The organism is Microbaculum marinisediminis (assembly GCF_025397915.1).
Classification (GTDB): Bacteria; Pseudomonadota; Alphaproteobacteria; order Rhizobiales; family Tepidamorphaceae; genus Microbaculum; species Microbaculum marinisediminis.
In genome coordinates, this window is the sequence record NZ_JALIDZ010000007.1 from 70,589 (window position 1) to 86,177 (window position 15,589).

The window sequence follows — 15,589 nt, forward strand, 5'->3', positions numbered from 1 at the left end:
AATCCGGGCAATCCGTACCCCCTCCGTTTTCGTAGGAATAGGGGGAGTAGGAAGACCATGCTCGATGCCGCCCGATACATCACGCCCGACACGCTCGATCTGACCCGGTATTTCCTCGGTCGCACGTTCGCCTGGGGAGTGTTCCAGGACCGTTTCGGCACGGTGCGCCGCCGCTTCTCGGTCGTCATAGATGGCACCTGGCAAGGCGGCACCTTCGTGATGACCGAAGCCTTCCGCAACGACGACGGCAGCGGCGAACGCCGCGTCTGGCGGATCGACCCGTCGCACCACGGACGGTTCTCGGCGACGGCCGACGACGTGATCGGCCGGGCGGAGGGACGGGCGCATGGTCCGGAAGTGTCGTTGTCCTATCGGATCAGGCTGACCGTCGGCGGACGCGGCCTCGTCGCCCGGTTTGACGATCGCATGGTGCTGATCGACGAGGATACCGTGGCCAACCGGGGGCGCGTATCGAAGTTCGGCATCACGCTTGGCGAGGTGACGATCCTGTTCCGCCGTGACGCGGGTGGCGGCTTGCCGAGATGCGCCGCCTGATCCCGCGGATGACCCGGCCGATCAGCGGGATCTTTTCGTAGAGGATGCCGGCGTCCCAGTAGTCGGCGTGACGGCACACGCGGTTGTCCTCATCGAGGACGACATGGCTCATGCCCTCGATCCTCGTATGCCCGAGCGCCCCCATGCGGCCCGCATAGGTCCAGCGCAGCAGCCAGGTCCGGTCGCTGCCTTGGCAGTCGTCGACGGTAAAGGTCAGCTCGGAGACCTTATCGAACATGTCCTCGAAGACGTGGCGCAACGCGGCCCTGCCGGTCACGTCGTTGAAGGGGTCGGTGAACCGGACGGTCTCGGCGCAGAGGTCGAGCACCGTGTCGATCGTATCGGGCCGCATCGCCTCGAGCGCGGCCACGTAGTCGGCGATGGCGGTTTCGGCAGTCTTCATCGGCGCGACACGAATTTGCGGACGATCCAGAAGAATACGGGATAGGGAAACGTCCCGAGAAACTTCATGCCCCAGGTGAAGCGGCGCGGGAAGGCGACTTCGAAACGCCGGCTCCGGAGCCCCTTCACGATCCGTTCGGCGGCGGCATCCGGCTGCATCAGAAACGGCATTGGGAAGCTGTTCTTCTCTGTCAGGCGCGTCGCGACGAAGCCGGGATTGACCAGCGACACGGCGACGCCCGAACCGTCCATCTCGGTGCGCAGCGATTCCGCGAGGTTGATCAGCGCCGCCTTGGTCGGTCCGTATGTCGCCGATTTCGGCAGGCCGAAATAGCCGGCGACCGAGGCGACGATAGCGATCTGCCCGGCATTGCGGCCGCGCATGCCGGGAAGCAGCGCAGCGATGCAGGAAACGGCGCCGAGATAGTTCACGGCTATGCTGTCGGCAAAGGCGTCGACGCGGATGTCATCGGGCCGGAACGGTTCCCAGATGCCCGCCGACAGGATCGCCAGGTCGACGGGGCCGAGCGTCGCCTCGATCTCGCCCAGGACCCGTGTGGCGGCGCCATCCTCGGTGACGTCGAAGGGATGGACTGTGATCAGCCCCCCGCCTTCGGCCGCCAGGTCTTCGAGTGCTGCGGCGTCTCGCGCCGAGGCGGCGACGCGCACGCCGTCGCGGGCAAGACGCAAGGCGACGGCCCGGCCGATTCCCGAACTGGCGCCGACGATCCACGCGGTCTTCCAGGGGGGCGGGGGCATGCGGACCGATCCCGGTCCTCAGATGCGGAAATAGGGCTGCAGCAGCCGGCCGATGAGCCCCTTGAAGCGGGTCGGCGATTCGGTCGCCACCAGACAGATGCAGTCCTCCGGCGAATCCACGACGGGCGCGTGTTCGACGTCCTCGTCCAGATCGGCGACGTCGCCGGGCCCGTAGTGACCGGTCACGTCGCTGTAGGAGCCAGAGAGGATGAGGGTCAGCTCCGTGCCGCCGTGTCCGTGCTCGGGAACGGCCTTGCCGGGCGCGATCCGCAACAGCCGCAGGCTGCCGGCACCGGGCGTGACGGGGATCTCGTAGCTGCGCACGCCGGGCGCGAGCCAGCGCCAGCGGACCTCGTCGAGACCGCCGCCGATCAGCCGCGCCAGCGGTGCCGGCACGCGCGGGTCGCGGGGGCGCGGTGCCGGTTCCGGCATCGCGGGGCGGGCGGCGGCCGGGGTTTCGATGCGGGCCATGGCCCGGTCGAGCGCGTCGGCATCGAGGCTGACCGCATCGATTTCCTCGAGCAGCGCGCCGCCTGCGGCCTCCGCGGCGCGAACCGCCGCGCGGCACCGCGGGCAGATGGCGACATGGGCGGCGACGGCCACGCACAGGGCCTCGCGCAGCGTGCCGGCCGCGTAAGCCATGATCGTTGCATCGTCGAGATGATGATGAATGCTCAAATCTCGCCCTCGAGTACGTGCCGCAGCTTGTCGTAGGCCAGCCGCATGCGCGATTTCACCGTGCCTAGCGGAACGCCGAGCCGTCCCGCGATGTCGCGCTGCGACAGGTCGTCGATGAAGGACAGCCGGATGACCTCGGCCTGTTCCGGCGGCAGCGCGGAAAGCGCCCGGATAACCAGCGTCTGTTCCTGCCGCGCCGAGACCGCGTCGTCTTGCGCAACGACCGTACGGTCGCTGCCGGCGTGGTCCTCGGCGATCTCCAGATCGTTCACGTCGTCGAAATGCCGTACGGATTCGCGCCGCAGCCGGTCGATGCGCAGGTTGCGCGCGATGGTGAAGATCCAGGTGGCGGCCGACCCGCGGCCCGGGTGGTACAGCGATGCCTTGGTCCAGACCGAGAGCATCGTGTCCTGCATCAGCTCCTCGGCGAGCGCAGGGTCGGCGCCCTTGCGCATCAGGAGGTGCTTCACGCGTGGCGCGAAATGCACGAACAGTGCCTTGAAGGCTTCCCGGTCGCGCGCTTCGCCGATGCGGACGAGCAACAGGGTCATGGCGTCGCCGTGCGTCGCCGGACCGTGTTCGCTCGTGGGCTCGCTCATCTCGAAGGTCGCATACACACCGTGGTTTCCCTTTGATACCGCGAAGGATACGGCGAGAAAACAGCGGCGGATCATCGGGAATGAATGAAAAACGACTGATCCGTTTTCACGGATTGATCGTAGTGATGGCCGAAACGGCGGGTTGTGATACATACGGATTCGGGAATATGAATGCGGGGTGCGGATGGCAGCGCGCGGGGCGAAAAACGAAGACCCGCAAGTCACACCCAGCGAATTCTTAGATCCGCCCCGCGCGAATACGATCCGGACAGCCGGTGTTCGTGCCCCCAACCGGACACCGGCCAACCGCCCCGCGGCGGCAGCCGCGGGGCGGTTACTTGTCGATGCACCTCGTCACCCCGACAGATCGTTCGTACGCCGCCTATTTTTAGCCAACGGGTCGGTCGCATTCCGTTGGGTCGCGCGGTAATGTTTGCGCGAATCGAAACAGGGGGCGGCCATGACCGTTATCTATATTCTCCTCGGGATCATCGTGCTGGCGGTCCTGTACGTCATCGTCACCTACAACGCGCTGGTCTCCCTGAGGACGCGGGCCGAAGAGGCCTGGAGCGACATCCAGGTCCAGATGAAACGCCGCTACGACCTGATCCCCAATCTGGTCGAGACGGTGAAGGGCTACATGAAGCATGAGGCCGGCACCCTGGAAGCCGTCGTCGAGGCGCGCAGCCGGGCGATGGCCGATACCGGCGGCCCGATGCATCAGGCCGAGACCGAGGGCATGCTGCAGAAGGCGCTGAAGAACCTGTTCGCGCTGGCGGAAAACTATCCCGACCTGAAGGCGAACCAGAACTTCCTGCAGCTGCAGGCCGACATCACCGACACCGAGAACCGGATCAACATGTCCCGCCGCTTCTACAACGGCTCGGTCCGCGACCTGAACGTCAAGATCGACCAGTTCCCCTCCAACCTGGTCGCCCAGCAGTTCAATTTCGGGAAGGGGGAGTTCTTCGAGCTCGACGAGGCGGAAGCAAGCGCCGCCGCCAAGCCCGTCGAGGTCTCCTTCCACTGATGCTTGCCACATACCTGCGTCGTCTTGCGGTCGCCGTCGGGCTGGTCGCGTTCACCGTTGCGGGCCTGACCGGCTCCGCGCTCGCCCAGGTCGACGGCTACAGCCGCGAGGCGATCCGCGATTTCGCGGTGCGCATCGTCGTGGAGCCGGACGGCAGCATCCTGGTGACCGAGGACATCGAGGTCGTCGCGCTCGGCTACGACATCCGCCGCGGCATCTATCGCGACATTCCGCTCGGCGGGACCGCTCTCGGCCTGCTCGGCCGGGCGCGTTTCGATCTGGTTCAGGCGCTGAAGAACGGTCAGCCCGAGCCCCATCGCATCGAGAACGACGGCGCCAATCTCCGTATCTATTTCGGCTCGCCGGACGTGTTCCTTGACCAGGGCGTCTATCGCTATCGTCTCGTCTACCGGATGAGCGATCAGGTGCGCCGCTTCGACGACTTCGACGAGATCTACTGGAACGTCACCGGCAACGAATGGTCGTTCCCCATCGAGAACGCCAGCGCCGTGGTGATCCCTCCGCCGGGCGCGCCGGTGACCCAGACCGCAGTCTACACCGGCTTTTACGGCCAATCGGGCAACGATGCGGTGGTCGGCGAGACCGCCGGCGGCGAGCCGAGGTTCCGCACGACGCGCTCGCTCGCGCCCGGCGAGGGCATGACCGTCGCCGTCGGCTGGCCGCCGGGCTATCTCGACCCGATCACCGGCTCGCAGCGGCTCACCCAGTGGCTGGAGCGCTGGGGCGCCTATATCGCCGCCGCCGTCTCGCTCGGCCTGGTGCTGCTCTACTACCTGATCGTCTGGGTGAAGGTCGGCCGCGATCCGCGCGGGGGCACGGTCATCCCGGTCTACCACCCCGAGATCCCGCCAGCCGCGATGCGGTATATCGAGCGCATGGGCTTCGACGATACGTGCTTCGCCGCCGCCGTCATCAACCTGGCGGTCAAGGGCCATCTGGCGATCGCGAAGGACAAAAAGAAGCAGACGCTGAAAGCGCTGGACCGGGCCGACGGGAAGCCGATGTCCCCTGGCGAAACCGTCTTGTACGACGGTCTGTTCGCGTTTGACGACCAGGTCACCATCCAGCGCAGCAGCCGGAGCCTGCTTAACGCCGCGGCAAGCGCGTTGAAGGGGCATTTCGACAAGATCTTCAACCGCACCTATTTCCGTCGCAATCGCGGCTGGTTCGCGCTTGGCGTCGTGATCACGATCCTGGGGTGGGCGGCATCGGCGATCTTCTCGGCGCGGCATGTCGAGGCGCTGTTCCTGGCGATCTTCCCCGCCATATTCACGGTGGTCATCGGTTCGGCGGGGTTCCGCGCCTGGAAGTCCATGCGCCAGTTCCGTCAATCGGGCGAACCGGGGCAGATCGTGTCGGCGGTCTTGCAGGCCTTCATCGTCACCGTCATGGCCATCGGCATTAGCGGCGTCTTCCTGGGAATCGGCACGGAGATCGGTGTGATTCCGTTCCTGACGCTGATCGGTGTCGGCCTTCTGAACGTCGTGTTCTTCCATCTGCTCAAGGCGCCGACGGCGATCGGCCGGGCAGCGCTCGACGAGATCGAGGGCACGCGCCTCTATCTGACCGTTGCCGAGGAGGATCGGCTCAAGTTCGCCAATCCGCCCGACAAGACGCCGGAGCATTTCCACGAGCTGCTGCCCTACGCCATCGCGCTCGACGTGGAGACCGCCTGGACCGAGCAGTTCAAGGCCGAGATTGAAGCCGCCCGCACCAAGGACGACGGCAATCCGTATCTGAAGCCGTCCTGGTACTCGGGTTCCAGCCGCGGCGGCGGTTTCAGCGATACCCGCCAACTGCGCGCCGTCGGGTCCAGCCTCGGCGCGGCCTATTCGGCGGCAACCGTCACGCGCTCGAGCGGCGGCTCCGGTTCGTCGGGAGGCGGCTCCTCCGGCGGCGGCGGTGGCGGCGGCGGCGGTGGCGGCTGGTAGCGCCCGACGCCCGATCTCGCCGATCCGCGGCTCAGTGCCCGGTCGTGGTGCGCGGCTCCTCGGGGCGGCGCATGACATCCTCGACGAGACCATCGAGCCACGGACGCTCGGTGGTGCCGCTGCGCCGGCCGATGGACATCTGCTCGACCGGCGTGCCGATCAGTGCCGGCTGCGCGTCAGGCTTCGCCGCGAGCACCTCCCGCCAACCGGTCAGGCTGTCCAGGCGAGCGACCGGCGCGGTGTCGATCTGCACCGGATCGATCAGGAACGCGAAGAAGAAGATGCCGGACGCCAGGTAGATCAGCGCCATCGACTTCTCGCCGAGTTCGCCGATCCGCCTGCGGGTCCAGAACCTGTAGCCGGCCAGAAGGTTGAGCACGAAGAGGTAGGCCAGCACATAGCCCGCGGCGCCGAAGCTGTAGAGCACCGTCGGCACGACGACCAGCAGGATGAACAGCCACAATACCGCGCCCACGCGCGCCACCTTCCCTCTGGCAAATGTCTCGGAGTATCGGCTTCGACCGCCGGATCAGTTGCCCGCGGAGGCCTTAGCCTAACCAATCCACGAGGGCCGCAACAAGGCCTGGCACGCGGATATGGTTACGGCCCGCGCGGGCGCGGTCGGATGGTGCCGGGTCGCTAGCGGTTGGTATCGGGCATCCTGTTCGCCTCGACCATCATCGCCGTGCCGAGCTGGGCGAGCGCGTCCTTGTGCAGCGTCAGCGTGACCGGACCGTCCGGCGTCATCAGCGCGACGACGCACACCGAGGGCTCGTCCGGATGCGGCTGCAGATTATAGCGCAGGGCGGGCAGCAGCACCTCCGAACGGACGTAGCCCTTGCGTGGCTTGGGAGCCTCTTCCTTCGACATGTGACGCGCCTTTCCTGGAGCTCGATTGGCCGTTGCGGGCTAGCGGTTTCCCACCAAATTGTCGCCAGCGCAACCGGCGAAGTAGAGGGATTGCGGTTGCGGCCCCGCGCGCTCGCGGCATGAGGAGCGGATTCGATTGAATCCGCGCGCCGGTCGCGCCCGTCTTGGACTATAATTCCGAGGCGAATCGCCCGCACCTGCACACGGGCCGGTTGCATCATTGTCGGAGCGGGACCGCGTGGGCACACCTTACTGACCTGCAGCGAACGGAACACGAATGGAAAGACGGAACGAAACGGTTCGGCGTCGCACGTTGAAGGGCGCCAAGATCATTTTCAACAACAAGCAATCGACGATCGAGTGTATTGCCCGCAACATGACAGGGGAGGGGGCGAAGCTCGAGATGCCGCACACGGCGGAGGTACCGAACGCCTTCACGCTCGTGTCCAACGACGGAACGTTCACGCGGCAATGCGAGGTGAAATGGCGCAAGGCCGATTCGCTTGGCGTGGCGTTCACCGACTGACGGAAGTCGCTGCCGCCTCGGCCCGCGCATCGGCCGGTGCGCCGGCGGCGCCCAGCTCGGTTTCCAGCACCACCTTCTCGCGTTCCATCAACACCCGGTCGGTGATCGCCGCCGATAGCCATATGGCGCTGAGCGTCACCCAGGCGGTGAGGGCGAATATGGATGCTCCGGTGACGCCGGCGCCGACCGCGCATCCGCCGGCCAGCATGCCGCCGAAGCCCATCAGCGCCGCCCCGAACAGGTAGCGGCGCATCGATGCGGCATCGTGGAAGCCCTGTACGGCGAGTTCCCGCGTCAGCAGGGCGGCGAGGAACGAGCCGAGAAACACGCCGGGGACGAGCCCGACGTCGAAATCCAGAATGCTGCCGGGCGGTGACAGGAACAGCATCAGCGTATCGGCGGACGGTCCCGTGAACGTCACGCCTTCCACCTGGACCGGATCAAAGGCCCGCTGCGACATCGCGTAGGTGAACCACCAGGCGAGCGGGATCGCCAGCCCGGTGCCGACCGCCGCGACGGCGCGCCATACATGCGTGCGCGACCGGATGGCGACGAAGAGGCCGGCCGCGAGCCAGAGGCCGGTGAAGGCGATGGCCAGCGGCGTCGAGGCGCCGACGAAGGCGAGCAGGTCGTTGCCGCCGATATCGGCGGTCGTGAACAGGCCGGCGAGCGTCTCGCGCAGCGGCCTCAGGAAGCCGCGCAGGCTCGCCTGGGCGACGACGGCGAAGACCAGCCCGGAGAGAAGCGCCCGCAGGTTGCCGGTCGCCGAGAGCACCAGCAGCCGGCTGGCGCAGCCGCGCGACAGCACCATGCCGGTGCCGAACATCAGTCCGCCGAGCGCGGCGCCGGACAGGCTCTGCGGCGAGGCGAGCTGGCGGGCTTCGGTGAGGTTGGCCAGATCGGAGGCGATCAGCAGCTGGGTGCCGAGCACCGCAGCCGAGAACGTGAGCAGCCAGACGGCGAGCTTGTGGCCGATGGTGCCATGCGCGAACTCGATCACCGCCGCCCGGAGGCAGAACCGGCTCTGCTGGGCGAAAGCCCCGAACACGAGCCCGACCGTCAGGCCGCCGCCGGCGAGAACCCATGGTTCGGAGAAACGGTCGAGCAGAAATTCGAGAGTCATGACCAGAACGGGCCTCCAGCGACCCTGTTGCGTCATCCCGCATCCGCGGATGCCCGTCGACTTCGCCGGACAATGGACCTTGTCACAGGGCGACCTACATTGACGTGGCGCAACGGCAGGCGCATAAATTCAAAAAAATGCATATATCGAATAGCGGGAGGTCTCAACCGATGAACAGGGTACTGACGCGCCGCGACTTTCTGGCCGGAACCGCGGCGGCCGCGACGATGATGGGATTGCCGATCGGTCCCGCACGGGCTGCGACGGCCAGCAGCGTGTCGCTCGGCGACGCCGAGGTTCTGGTCGTTTCCGACGGCAGCCTGACGCAGCCGATGAGCTTCGTCCTGCCGGACCGGAGCCCGGAGGAAATCGCCGCATTGGGCCTGCCCGCGGACACGCTGCATCCCGACTGCAACGTCACGCTCCTGCGCACACCCGACCGCCTCGTGATGTTCGACGCCGGTTCCGGGCCACTGTTTCAGGACACCGTCGGCGCGCTTGCCGACAACCTCGCGGCCGCCGGTATCGATCCGGGCGACGTGACCGACGTCGTCTTCACCCACGCGCACCCCGATCACATCTGGGGCGTGCTTGATGATTTCGACGAGCTGGTCTTCTCGAAGGCGCGCTACTTCCTGCCCCAGGCCGAATGGGATTTCTGGCGCTCGGACGATGCCTTTGCGGACCTGCCGGAGGAGCGCGCGAGTTTCATTGTCGGCGCGCGCAACCGCTTCGACGCGCTCGAGGAGCAGGTGACACTGATCAGGCCGGGCGAGGAAGTGCTGCCGGGCGTGGAGGCGGTGGATACCGCCGGCCACACGCCGGGGCACATGTCCTACGTGCTGCATGGCGGCGGCGACAGCGTCCTCGTCACCGGCGATGCGATCCTGAACGCGGTGATCTCGTTCGAACGCCCCGACTGGCGCGTGGGTCCGGACCAGGACCAGGACCAGGGCGCGAAGACGCGGACGGCGCTGCTCGACAGGATCACGGCCGACAAGTTGCGGATCGTCGGGTTCCACCTGCCGCATCCGGGTATCGGAACGGCGGAGCGGGCGGGAAGCGCCTACCGGTTCGTTGCAGGCTGAGCGCCGGTCGCGCGGCGACTGGGGGCGGCTTCTGGTCGGGCGACGTCGGGGCGGGAGACTTCGGGGGCGGGCGGCTACTCGGCCGGGGCGCCGCCATGCGCCCCGCGGAACGGTGCCAGCGCCGATCCTTCCAGGAGCCAGGCAAGCCCCATCCGCGCCCCGAGCGCGATCGAGACGATGACGACTGGGGCCGAAATCGCCAGCGTCGATACCGCGGTGATGCCCTGCCCGACCGTGCAGCCCATCGCAAAGACGCCGCCGATGCCCATCATCACGCCGCCGGCCAGATGGCGGCCGAGTTCGCGGGCGTCGTCGCAGGCCTCCCAGCGGGTGTCCTTCTTGTGCCAGGCGCCGAGCGTCGCGCCGATCAGCGTGCCGACGATCAGGCCGACGCCGTAATCCGGCAGGCTGCCGGTGAAGGTGATGATCTGCAGAAGCAGGTCGCCGACGGGCACGACGAACGAGCCGGCTTCGATCTGCACCGGCACGAAGGCGCGCTCGGCGATCAGCACCGTGGAGAGCCAGCCGAAGGCGATGACGAGGCCGATCGTGACGCCGGTCGCGATCTGCCGGTATTTGCGTCGATAGGCGCGGTCACGAAAGATCCAGTACAGGAGGCCCGCGGCCATGAGGACCGCGACGACGGCCCGCACGTCCGCGCCGACCAGCGCGGAGGCGATGCTGCCGAGCGACTGGTCGCCCGCGAACGATAGGTCGAGCGCCAGGTTGTCGACGACCTGGATCCGCGCCAGGCCGACGAGCCCGCGCTGGGTGGCCAGTGCGGCGAGGCCGAGCACGATGAGCACGACCAGCGACCGCAGGCTGCCGCCGCCGAGGCGGATCACCGCGCCGAAGCCGCAGGTCCCCACGAGGGCCATGCCGAAGCCGAACATCACGCCGCCGATGATGGCGCCGGTCAGCCCGAATTCCGCGGCCAGATAGAAACTCGGCGAAAGGTCGATGACACCGGCGTGGATCATCGCCTGGGTGGCGACGAGGGCAGACGCTCCGGCAAGCGCCCACGTCCGCACGCCGGTTCCATCCCCCGCGTACCAGTAGCGCTCGAGGGCGGACAGCGTGCAGAACCGGTTTACCCGCGCGACATAGCCAAGCACGATCCCGGCGACCACGCCGAGAATCGGCAGCACGAACCGTGCGTCGAAGCCTTCCATGCGCTTCTCCCCTCCGTCGCTTTGCCGCGGCGGTTATTGTTTTTTCGCAATGCTACGCGTGGACGCGCGGCAAGGCAATTACGGGTAAAGCGGATAGAGAACGCGGATTGGGGGCGGCCGGGCGCCGGAAATCAGGGTCGGGATCAGGTGCCGATGATCAGGCGTCTTTCTCGAGCACCGGCTTGCAGAACAGATTGTAGAGCGCGCCGATGATCGAGGAGACCTCGTCGTCGGCGATGCGGTAGTAGACCATGCGGCCGTCGCGCCGGGTGGTCACCAGCCGGTCGAACCTGAGCCGGGCGAGCTGCTGTGAAACCGAAGCCTGCGGCAGGGTCAGCATCTCCTCCAGTTCCGAGACCGACTTTTCGCCGTTCGACAGCAGGCACAGCATCAGCAGTCGCGTTTCGTGCGACAGCGCCTTGAGCAGGTCGCTGGCCTTGCGCGCCTGTTCGACGAGCGCCTCGAAGTCCGCTTCGCTCGCCGGACCTGTCAGGTCGGGCAGTGCCGTGTCGAGTGTCCTGGGTGCCGGCATCTGTTGAGTCATTGTCTTGGTCTCGAAAGCGTATGTGTATTTTATGCGATTATTGCGCCGCAAAATAGTCCGCTCGGGTGCGCGCGCCAACCGCTAAGGCATCACATCCTCGGCGAGGTCGGCAGCTTTTCCAGCATCTCGCCGAGAAGCGGCCAGAAGAAATCCGCGCCGGGATAGCCGCGCAGCCGCGCGATCTCCACGCCGTCCTCGACCAGAATGAACGTTGGCGTCAGCCGCTCCCGCGCGATGTCGCCGAGATCGTCGGGCCACGGTTCGGCGATGTCGACGAACCGGATCGGCGCGCGCCGGCCTTCCTCGGTCTTGGGATAGGCGACGCCGATTTCCTCATGCCAGCGCACGCACCATTCACAACCGGCCTGTTGCAGCATGATGAGCTCGGCCGCGCGCGCCTGTCCCGCGACAAGAAAAGCCAGCACAGCGAAAGCAAAAAGGCTCTTCACGGCCCTCTCCAATCGATTCAGCGATTGCAATACATAGCAAATAGTAAATATGTTCGCTAGTTGCCGCACAGGTAGGGGATGCGGCGAGAAGCGGTGAAACGGCATGCTGGAAGTCTCCGTCGGCGCTGCATTCCTCGCGGGAGTGCTTTCCTTTGTCTCGCCTTGCGTGCTGCCGATCGTTCCCCCTTATCTTTGCTACCTCGCCGGCGTCAGCTTCGATCAGCTGAAGGGCGACACGGTGGAAGCCGGCACCTCGCGCCGGATCATCCTGTCTTCCATCGCCTTCGTGCTCGGCTTCACCACGGTCTTCGTCGGCCTGGGCGCCACGGCCAGCGTCGTCGGGCAGGCGATCGCCCGCTACTTCGACATGCTCTCGATCATCGCCGGCATCATCATCATGGTGATGGGCCTGCATTTCCTGGGCGTGTTCCGCATCGGCCTGCTCTACAAGCAGGCGCGCGTCGAGGTGCAGGGCAAGCCGGCCGGTCTCGGCGGCGCCTATCTGATGGGGCTCGCCTTCGCCTTCGGCTGGACGCCCTGTGTCGGCCCGGTGCTCGCCGCTATCCTGTTCGTCGCCGGCTCCACCGACACCGCCTGGCGCGGCGCCATGCTGCTGGCCGTCTACGCGCTCGGCATCGGCCTGCCGTTCATTCTCGCCGCCGCCTTTGCCACCCGCTTTCTCGGCTGGGCGGCACGCTTCCGTCGCCACATGGGGACCGTCGAAAAAGTGATGGGTGCGCTTCTGGTTCTGACTGGTATCCTGTTCATTACCGGTCAGATGTCGGCGATCGCGCTGTGGCTGCTCGATACGTTCCCGGTATTCAGCCAGGTCGGCTGATGCCGGGTGCCTTAGGGAGGACAATGATGCTGAAACGTCTGTTGCTCGTACTGTCCATGCTGGCATTCGCCGCTCCGGCCGGCGCGGTCACCATCGGCGACGACGGTCTGCACAAGCAGGACTGGTTCTCGATAACGTTCCGCGACATCGCCGAGGACATCGAGGCCGCCAACGAGGAAGACAAGCGCCTGGTCCTCGTCTTCGAGCAGCGCGGCTGCATCTACTGCAGGAAGATGCACGAGGAACTCCTGACCGACCCGGAAGTGCGCGACTACATCAAGGCCAACTTCAAGGTCGTCCAGTACAACATGTTCGGCGACGAGGAGGTCACCGACCTCGACGGCGAGGCGCTGACCGAAAAGACGGCCGCGCGCAAGTGGGGCTACGTTTTCACGCCGACGATCGTCTTCCTGCCGGAGCAGGCGCCGGAAGGTGGCAGCGTCGCGCAGGCCGCGGTCGTCACCATGCCGGGCGCCTTCGGCAAGTCGACCTTCCTGCACATGTTCCAATGGGTGCGCGAGAAGGGCTACGAGACCGGCGAGCACTTCCAGAAATACCATGCCAGGAAGCTCGAGGAAGGCCGCGCCGCGGGAGAAAATGCCACCGACTGATCGGGCTTCGGGCCCGCGTCCCGGCGAATTTGGTGATTGCAATACATTCAAAAAAGCATATTAATGCATCCATAAACAATGATGAGAACATGCGGCAAACGCATGAGAGAAACCGGATCAACCGGTTCGAGCGTAGGAGGAGAAACGCCAGAATGACGATACGTATGGGTATCGCCGGCCTCACGGCGATCGTGCTCGCGGCGGGGGCCGCCAGCGCGGAAACCTTGGCGCCCGGCGATGTGACCTTCAAGGACGGGGCCGTTGAATCGTCCCTGACGGGCCAGCCCGGCGATCCGGAAGCCGGGGCCAAGGCGTTTGCCGATCGCAAGCTTGGCAACTGCCTTGCCTGTCACGCGGTCTCGCAGATGTCGGACCAGCTTTTCCATGGCAATGTGGGCCCGGCTCTGGACGGTGTCGCCGCGCGGTACTCGCCTGAGACGTTGCGCGCGATCGTCACCAACTCGAAGGAGGTCTTCGGCGAACAGACGGTCATGCCGGGCTTCTACTCGCTCGATGTGGGCATCGATGTCGCCGAAGCGTTCCAGGGCAAGACGATCCTGTCCGCGCAGGACGTTGAAGACGTGGTGGCGTTCCTGGGAACGCTCCAGGAATAGCGCGAACACTGATGGAGATAGGCATGAAACTGACACGACGTGAAGCGCTCGCGCTGAGCGCCGGTGCCGCCGTATTCGCCGTCGCCGGCGGGCGTGGCACCGCATGGGCCAGCACCGAGGATACCCAGAAGGCGATCGACGCGTTCACTGGCGGCGCGGCTCCCCAGAGCGGCCGTATCACGCTGAACGCCCCGGAGATCGCGGAGAACGGCAACACGGTTCCGGTATCGGTCGCGGTGGACAGCCCGATGACCGACGACGATTACGTCGCCGCGGTGATGATCCTTGCCGAGGGAAATCCGAATCCGAACGTCGCCACCCTTCATTTCACGCCGATGAGCGGGTCCGCGGACGTGACCACCCGCATGCGGCTGGCCAAGACCCAGAACGTGATCGCGCTCGCCAAGATGAACGACGGCTCGGTCTTCATGGACAAGAAGGAAGTCAAGGTCACGATCGGCGGCTGCGGCGGCTGATCGGAGCAACGAGGACAGATACTGATGGCAGAATCCAAACCGCGCGTGAAAGTCCCGAAGTCCGCCTCGAAGGGTGACGTCGTGACGATCAAGACGCTGATCAGCCACCCGATGGAATCCGGGCAGCGGAAAGACAAGGAAGGCAACCCGATCCCGCGCAAGATCATCAACAAGTTCACCTGCACCTTCAACGGCAAGGAGGTGTTTTCCGGTGATCTCGATCCGGCGATCGCGGCGAACCCGTATTTCGAGTTCAACGCGAAGGTCGACGAAAGCGGTACGTTCGTTTTCACCTGGGTCGACGATGATGGCAGCGTCTACACGACGGAAGCCGCGATCGAGGTGAACTGACGAGATCAAATGATGATCGGACGGGCAAAGAACCCGCCGGCATAGTGGAGGAGGAGAAGCCCGTGGATATCAGCAAACTGGGCCTGGCAATCGCGCTGGGGGGGGTGGTCGGTCTGGCTTTCGCTCCGGCGCAGGCCGATCCCGTCGACGACACGCTCGTCATCGATGGCAAGGAAATGATCACGCGTGTCGATCCGCCGGACGGACATCCGTTCGATGAGGTGCTGTCCGGCTGGCTGTTCCGCACGCCCGAGACGCGCGCGCTGGAGACGGATACCTTCGCCAATCCCGGCATGCTCTATGTCGAGCAGGGTGAACAGATCTGGAACCAGGTCGATGGTGCAGCGGGCAAGTCCTGCGCCTCGTGCCACAACGACGCAGCCGAGTCGATGAAGGACGTCGGCGCCGGATATCCCAAGTGGAACGCGGCGGCCGGCAAGCCCTACAACCTCGAGCTCCAGATCAACGATTGCCGCGTCAACAACATGCAGGCTGAGCCCTACAAGTTCGACGCCGGAGAACAGAAGGCGCTCGTCACCTACATCAAGCATCAGTCGCTGGGGGCGCCCGTCAAGGTGGACCTCGGCGAGGGCGACATGAAAGCATGGTGGGACAAGGGCAAGGACTACTACTATACGCGCTTCGGCCAGTTGAACCTCTCGTGTGCAAGCTGCCACGAGGAGAACAACGGCAACTACATCCGTGCCGACCATCTCAGCCAGGGCAACGTCAACGGCTTCCCGACCTACCGGCTGAAGCAGGCCAGCATGGTGTCGCTGCACAATCGCTTCCGCGGCTGTATCCGCGACACGCGGGCGAGCTATCCCGACGCCTTCTCGGACGAGCTGATGGCGCTCGAGGTCTATGTGACCTGGCGCGGCACGGGCCTCTCCGTGGAGACGCCGGCGGTTCGCCAGTAGGAGGGTCGCAGTAACAGGGTCGCATCGGCGGA

21 protein-coding genes are annotated in these 15,589 nt (G+C 65.8%); 11 read left to right on the plus strand and 10 right to left on the minus strand.

The genetic code is table 11. The features are described 5' to 3' along the window. Window positions 1-57 precede the first annotated feature (57 nt). Complete coding sequence (locus MUB46_RS15810) at window positions 58-555, plus strand: DUF3833 domain-containing protein (protein WP_261616901.1); 498 nt, start codon at window positions 58-60, stop codon at window positions 553-555. Here MUB46_RS15810 and MUB46_RS15815 read toward each other — a convergent pair. The 4 genes from MUB46_RS15815 to MUB46_RS15830 are packed head-to-tail and all read right to left on the minus strand — an operon-like array spanning window position 485 to window position 3,011. Continuing rightward, window positions 485-958 carry a nuclear transport factor 2 family protein gene (locus MUB46_RS15815; RefSeq protein ID WP_261616902.1) on the minus strand — a complete coding sequence of 158 codons (474 nt, stop codon included), beginning with the start codon at window positions 956-958 and terminating at the stop codon, window positions 485-487. The genes MUB46_RS15810 and MUB46_RS15815 overlap by 71 nt on opposite strands. Continuing rightward, window positions 955-1,716 carry an SDR family NAD(P)-dependent oxidoreductase gene (locus MUB46_RS15820; protein ID WP_261616903.1) on the minus strand — a complete coding sequence of 254 codons (762 nt, stop codon included), beginning with the start codon at window positions 1,714-1,716 and terminating at the stop codon, window positions 955-957. The genes MUB46_RS15815 and MUB46_RS15820 overlap by 4 nt, the downstream gene beginning before the upstream one ends. Window positions 1,717-1,734: 18 nt before the next feature. Next, entirely contained in the window at window positions 1,735-2,394 is a 660-nt protein-coding gene (locus tag MUB46_RS15825) for a ChrR family anti-sigma-E factor (RefSeq protein WP_261616904.1), read from the minus strand. Then, window positions 2,391-3,011 (minus strand): sigma-70 family RNA polymerase sigma factor, encoded by a 621-nt coding sequence (locus tag MUB46_RS15830; protein ID WP_261616905.1) that lies wholly within the window; start codon window positions 3,009-3,011, stop codon window positions 2,391-2,393. Before MUB46_RS15830 ends, MUB46_RS15825 begins: the two co-directional genes overlap by 4 nt. 451 nt (window positions 3,012-3,462) lie before the next feature. On the opposite strand from MUB46_RS15830, the gene MUB46_RS15835 reads away from it, so the two are divergent. Further along, entirely contained in the window at window positions 3,463-4,023 is a 561-nt protein-coding gene (locus MUB46_RS15835) for a LemA family protein (RefSeq protein WP_261617120.1), read from the plus strand. Then, window positions 4,023-5,975 (plus strand): DUF2207 domain-containing protein, encoded by a 1,953-nt coding sequence (locus MUB46_RS15840; protein WP_261616906.1) that lies wholly within the window; start codon window positions 4,023-4,025, stop codon window positions 5,973-5,975. Before MUB46_RS15835 ends, MUB46_RS15840 begins: the two co-directional genes overlap by 1 nt. A 31-nt stretch (window positions 5,976-6,006) precedes the next feature. Here MUB46_RS15840 and MUB46_RS15845 read toward each other — a convergent pair whose 3' ends face one another. Continuing rightward, the gene (locus MUB46_RS15845; protein WP_261616907.1) at window positions 6,007-6,450 is read right to left on the minus strand and encodes a hypothetical protein; all 444 of its coding nucleotides are present in this window, start codon (window positions 6,448-6,450) and stop codon (window positions 6,007-6,009) included. Window positions 6,451-6,614: 164 nt separating this feature from the next. Next, on the minus strand, window positions 6,615-6,845 hold the full coding sequence (locus MUB46_RS15850) for a hypothetical protein (protein ID WP_261616908.1): 231 nt from the start codon (window positions 6,843-6,845) through the stop codon (window positions 6,615-6,617). Window positions 6,846-7,122: 277 nt separating this feature from the next. Between MUB46_RS15850 and MUB46_RS15855 the strand changes: the two genes are divergently transcribed. Then, a complete protein-coding gene (locus MUB46_RS15855) occupies window positions 7,123-7,371 on the plus strand; it encodes a PilZ domain-containing protein (protein ID WP_261616909.1) in 249 nt (82 codons plus the stop codon). On the opposite strand, the gene MUB46_RS15860 is transcribed toward MUB46_RS15855, so the two are convergent. Beyond that, complete coding sequence (locus MUB46_RS15860; RefSeq protein ID WP_261616910.1) at window positions 7,361-8,494, minus strand: YeeE/YedE family protein; 1,134 nt, start codon at window positions 8,492-8,494, stop codon at window positions 7,361-7,363. The two genes, MUB46_RS15855 and MUB46_RS15860, sit on opposite strands and share 11 nt — an antisense overlap. A gap of 170 nt (window positions 8,495-8,664) precedes the next feature. Here MUB46_RS15860 and MUB46_RS15865 point away from each other — a divergent pair, with 170 nt between their 5' ends. Beyond that, window positions 8,665-9,582, plus strand: coding sequence for an MBL fold metallo-hydrolase (locus tag MUB46_RS15865; RefSeq protein WP_261616911.1), 918 nt, complete (start codon window positions 8,665-8,667; stop codon window positions 9,580-9,582). A gap of 74 nt (window positions 9,583-9,656) precedes the next feature. Here MUB46_RS15865 and MUB46_RS15870 read toward each other — a convergent pair whose 3' ends face one another. The 3 genes from MUB46_RS15870 to MUB46_RS24290 all read right to left on the minus strand — a co-directional run bounded on the left by MUB46_RS15870 (window position 9,657) and on the right by MUB46_RS24290 (window position 11,852). After that, complete coding sequence (locus tag MUB46_RS15870; protein WP_261616912.1) at window positions 9,657-10,754, minus strand: YeeE/YedE family protein; 1,098 nt, start codon at window positions 10,752-10,754, stop codon at window positions 9,657-9,659. A gap of 157 nt (window positions 10,755-10,911) precedes the next feature. Beyond that, window positions 10,912-11,298: an ArsR/SmtB family transcription factor gene (locus tag MUB46_RS15875; protein ID WP_425256276.1), complete on the minus strand. Its 387-nt coding sequence runs from the start codon at window positions 11,296-11,298 to the stop codon at window positions 10,912-10,914. Between the two features lie 89 nt (window positions 11,299-11,387). Further along, window positions 11,388-11,852, minus strand: a complete 465-nt coding sequence (locus tag MUB46_RS24290; RefSeq protein WP_315902752.1) for a thioredoxin domain-containing protein — start codon at window positions 11,850-11,852, stop codon at window positions 11,388-11,390. Between MUB46_RS24290 and MUB46_RS15885 the strand changes: the two genes are divergently transcribed. The 6 genes from MUB46_RS15885 (at window position 11,851) to soxA (ending at window position 15,557) form a co-directional block, all read left to right on the plus strand. Continuing rightward, on the plus strand, window positions 11,851-12,585 hold the full coding sequence (locus MUB46_RS15885) for a cytochrome c biogenesis CcdA family protein (RefSeq protein ID WP_261616913.1): 735 nt from the start codon (window positions 11,851-11,853) through the stop codon (window positions 12,583-12,585). The genes MUB46_RS24290 and MUB46_RS15885 overlap by 2 nt on opposite strands. A 26-nt stretch (window positions 12,586-12,611) precedes the next feature. Then, entirely contained in the window at window positions 12,612-13,196 is a 585-nt protein-coding gene (locus tag MUB46_RS15890; RefSeq protein WP_261616914.1) for a thioredoxin family protein, read from the plus strand. A gap of 152 nt (window positions 13,197-13,348) precedes the next feature. After that, complete coding sequence (gene soxX, locus MUB46_RS15895) at window positions 13,349-13,810, plus strand: sulfur oxidation c-type cytochrome SoxX (protein ID WP_261616915.1); 462 nt, start codon at window positions 13,349-13,351, stop codon at window positions 13,808-13,810. Between the two features lie 23 nt (window positions 13,811-13,833). Next, window positions 13,834-14,286, plus strand: coding sequence for a thiosulfate oxidation carrier protein SoxY (soxY, locus tag MUB46_RS15900; protein WP_261616916.1), 453 nt, complete (start codon window positions 13,834-13,836; stop codon window positions 14,284-14,286). 24 nt (window positions 14,287-14,310) lie between these two features. Next, a complete protein-coding gene (gene soxZ, locus MUB46_RS15905; RefSeq protein ID WP_261616917.1) occupies window positions 14,311-14,637 on the plus strand; it encodes a thiosulfate oxidation carrier complex protein SoxZ in 327 nt (108 codons plus the stop codon). A 68-nt stretch (window positions 14,638-14,705) separates the two neighbouring features. Continuing rightward, a complete protein-coding gene (gene soxA / locus MUB46_RS15910) occupies window positions 14,706-15,557 on the plus strand; it encodes a sulfur oxidation c-type cytochrome SoxA (RefSeq protein ID WP_261617123.1) in 852 nt (283 codons plus the stop codon). Window positions 15,558-15,589: the final 32 nt, after the last annotated feature.

Excerpts from the sequence above, each read along its gene's own strand:
- MUB46_RS15875 (WP_425256276.1), bottom strand. The coding sequence starts at position 11,298 with ATGACTCAACAGATGCCGGCACCCAGGACACTCGACACGGCACTGCCC.
- MUB46_RS15865 (WP_261616911.1), top strand. The coding sequence starts at position 8,665 with ATGAACAGGGTACTGACGCGCCGCGACTTTCTGGCCGGAACCGCGGCG.
- MUB46_RS15860 (WP_261616910.1), bottom strand. The coding sequence starts at position 8,494 with ATGACTCTCGAATTTCTGCTCGACCGTTTCTCCGAACCATGGGTTCTC.
- soxY (WP_261616916.1), top strand. The coding sequence starts at position 13,834 with ATGAAACTGACACGACGTGAAGCGCTCGCGCTGAGCGCCGGTGCCGCC.
- MUB46_RS15855 (WP_261616909.1), top strand. The coding sequence starts at position 7,123 with ATGGAAAGACGGAACGAAACGGTTCGGCGTCGCACGTTGAAGGGCGCC.
- MUB46_RS15810 (WP_261616901.1), top strand. The coding sequence starts at position 58 with ATGCTCGATGCCGCCCGATACATCACGCCCGACACGCTCGATCTGACC.
- soxZ (WP_261616917.1), top strand. The coding sequence starts at position 14,311 with ATGGCAGAATCCAAACCGCGCGTGAAAGTCCCGAAGTCCGCCTCGAAG.
- MUB46_RS15850 (WP_261616908.1), bottom strand. The coding sequence starts at position 6,845 with ATGTCGAAGGAAGAGGCTCCCAAGCCACGCAAGGGCTACGTCCGTTCG.
- MUB46_RS15885 (WP_261616913.1), top strand. The coding sequence starts at position 11,851 with ATGCTGGAAGTCTCCGTCGGCGCTGCATTCCTCGCGGGAGTGCTTTCC.
- MUB46_RS15820 (WP_261616903.1), bottom strand. The coding sequence starts at position 1,716 with ATGCCCCCGCCCCCCTGGAAGACCGCGTGGATCGTCGGCGCCAGTTCG.
- soxX (WP_261616915.1), top strand. The coding sequence starts at position 13,349 with ATGACGATACGTATGGGTATCGCCGGCCTCACGGCGATCGTGCTCGCG.
- MUB46_RS15840 (WP_261616906.1), top strand. The coding sequence starts at position 4,023 with ATGCTTGCCACATACCTGCGTCGTCTTGCGGTCGCCGTCGGGCTGGTC.
- MUB46_RS15815 (WP_261616902.1), bottom strand. The coding sequence starts at position 958 with ATGAAGACTGCCGAAACCGCCATCGCCGACTACGTGGCCGCGCTCGAG.
- MUB46_RS15870 (WP_261616912.1), bottom strand. The coding sequence starts at position 10,754 with ATGGAAGGCTTCGACGCACGGTTCGTGCTGCCGATTCTCGGCGTGGTC.
- MUB46_RS24290 (WP_315902752.1), bottom strand. The coding sequence starts at position 11,852 with ATGCCGTTTCACCGCTTCTCGCCGCATCCCCTACCTGTGCGGCAACTA.
- MUB46_RS15890 (WP_261616914.1), top strand. The coding sequence starts at position 12,612 with ATGCTGAAACGTCTGTTGCTCGTACTGTCCATGCTGGCATTCGCCGCT.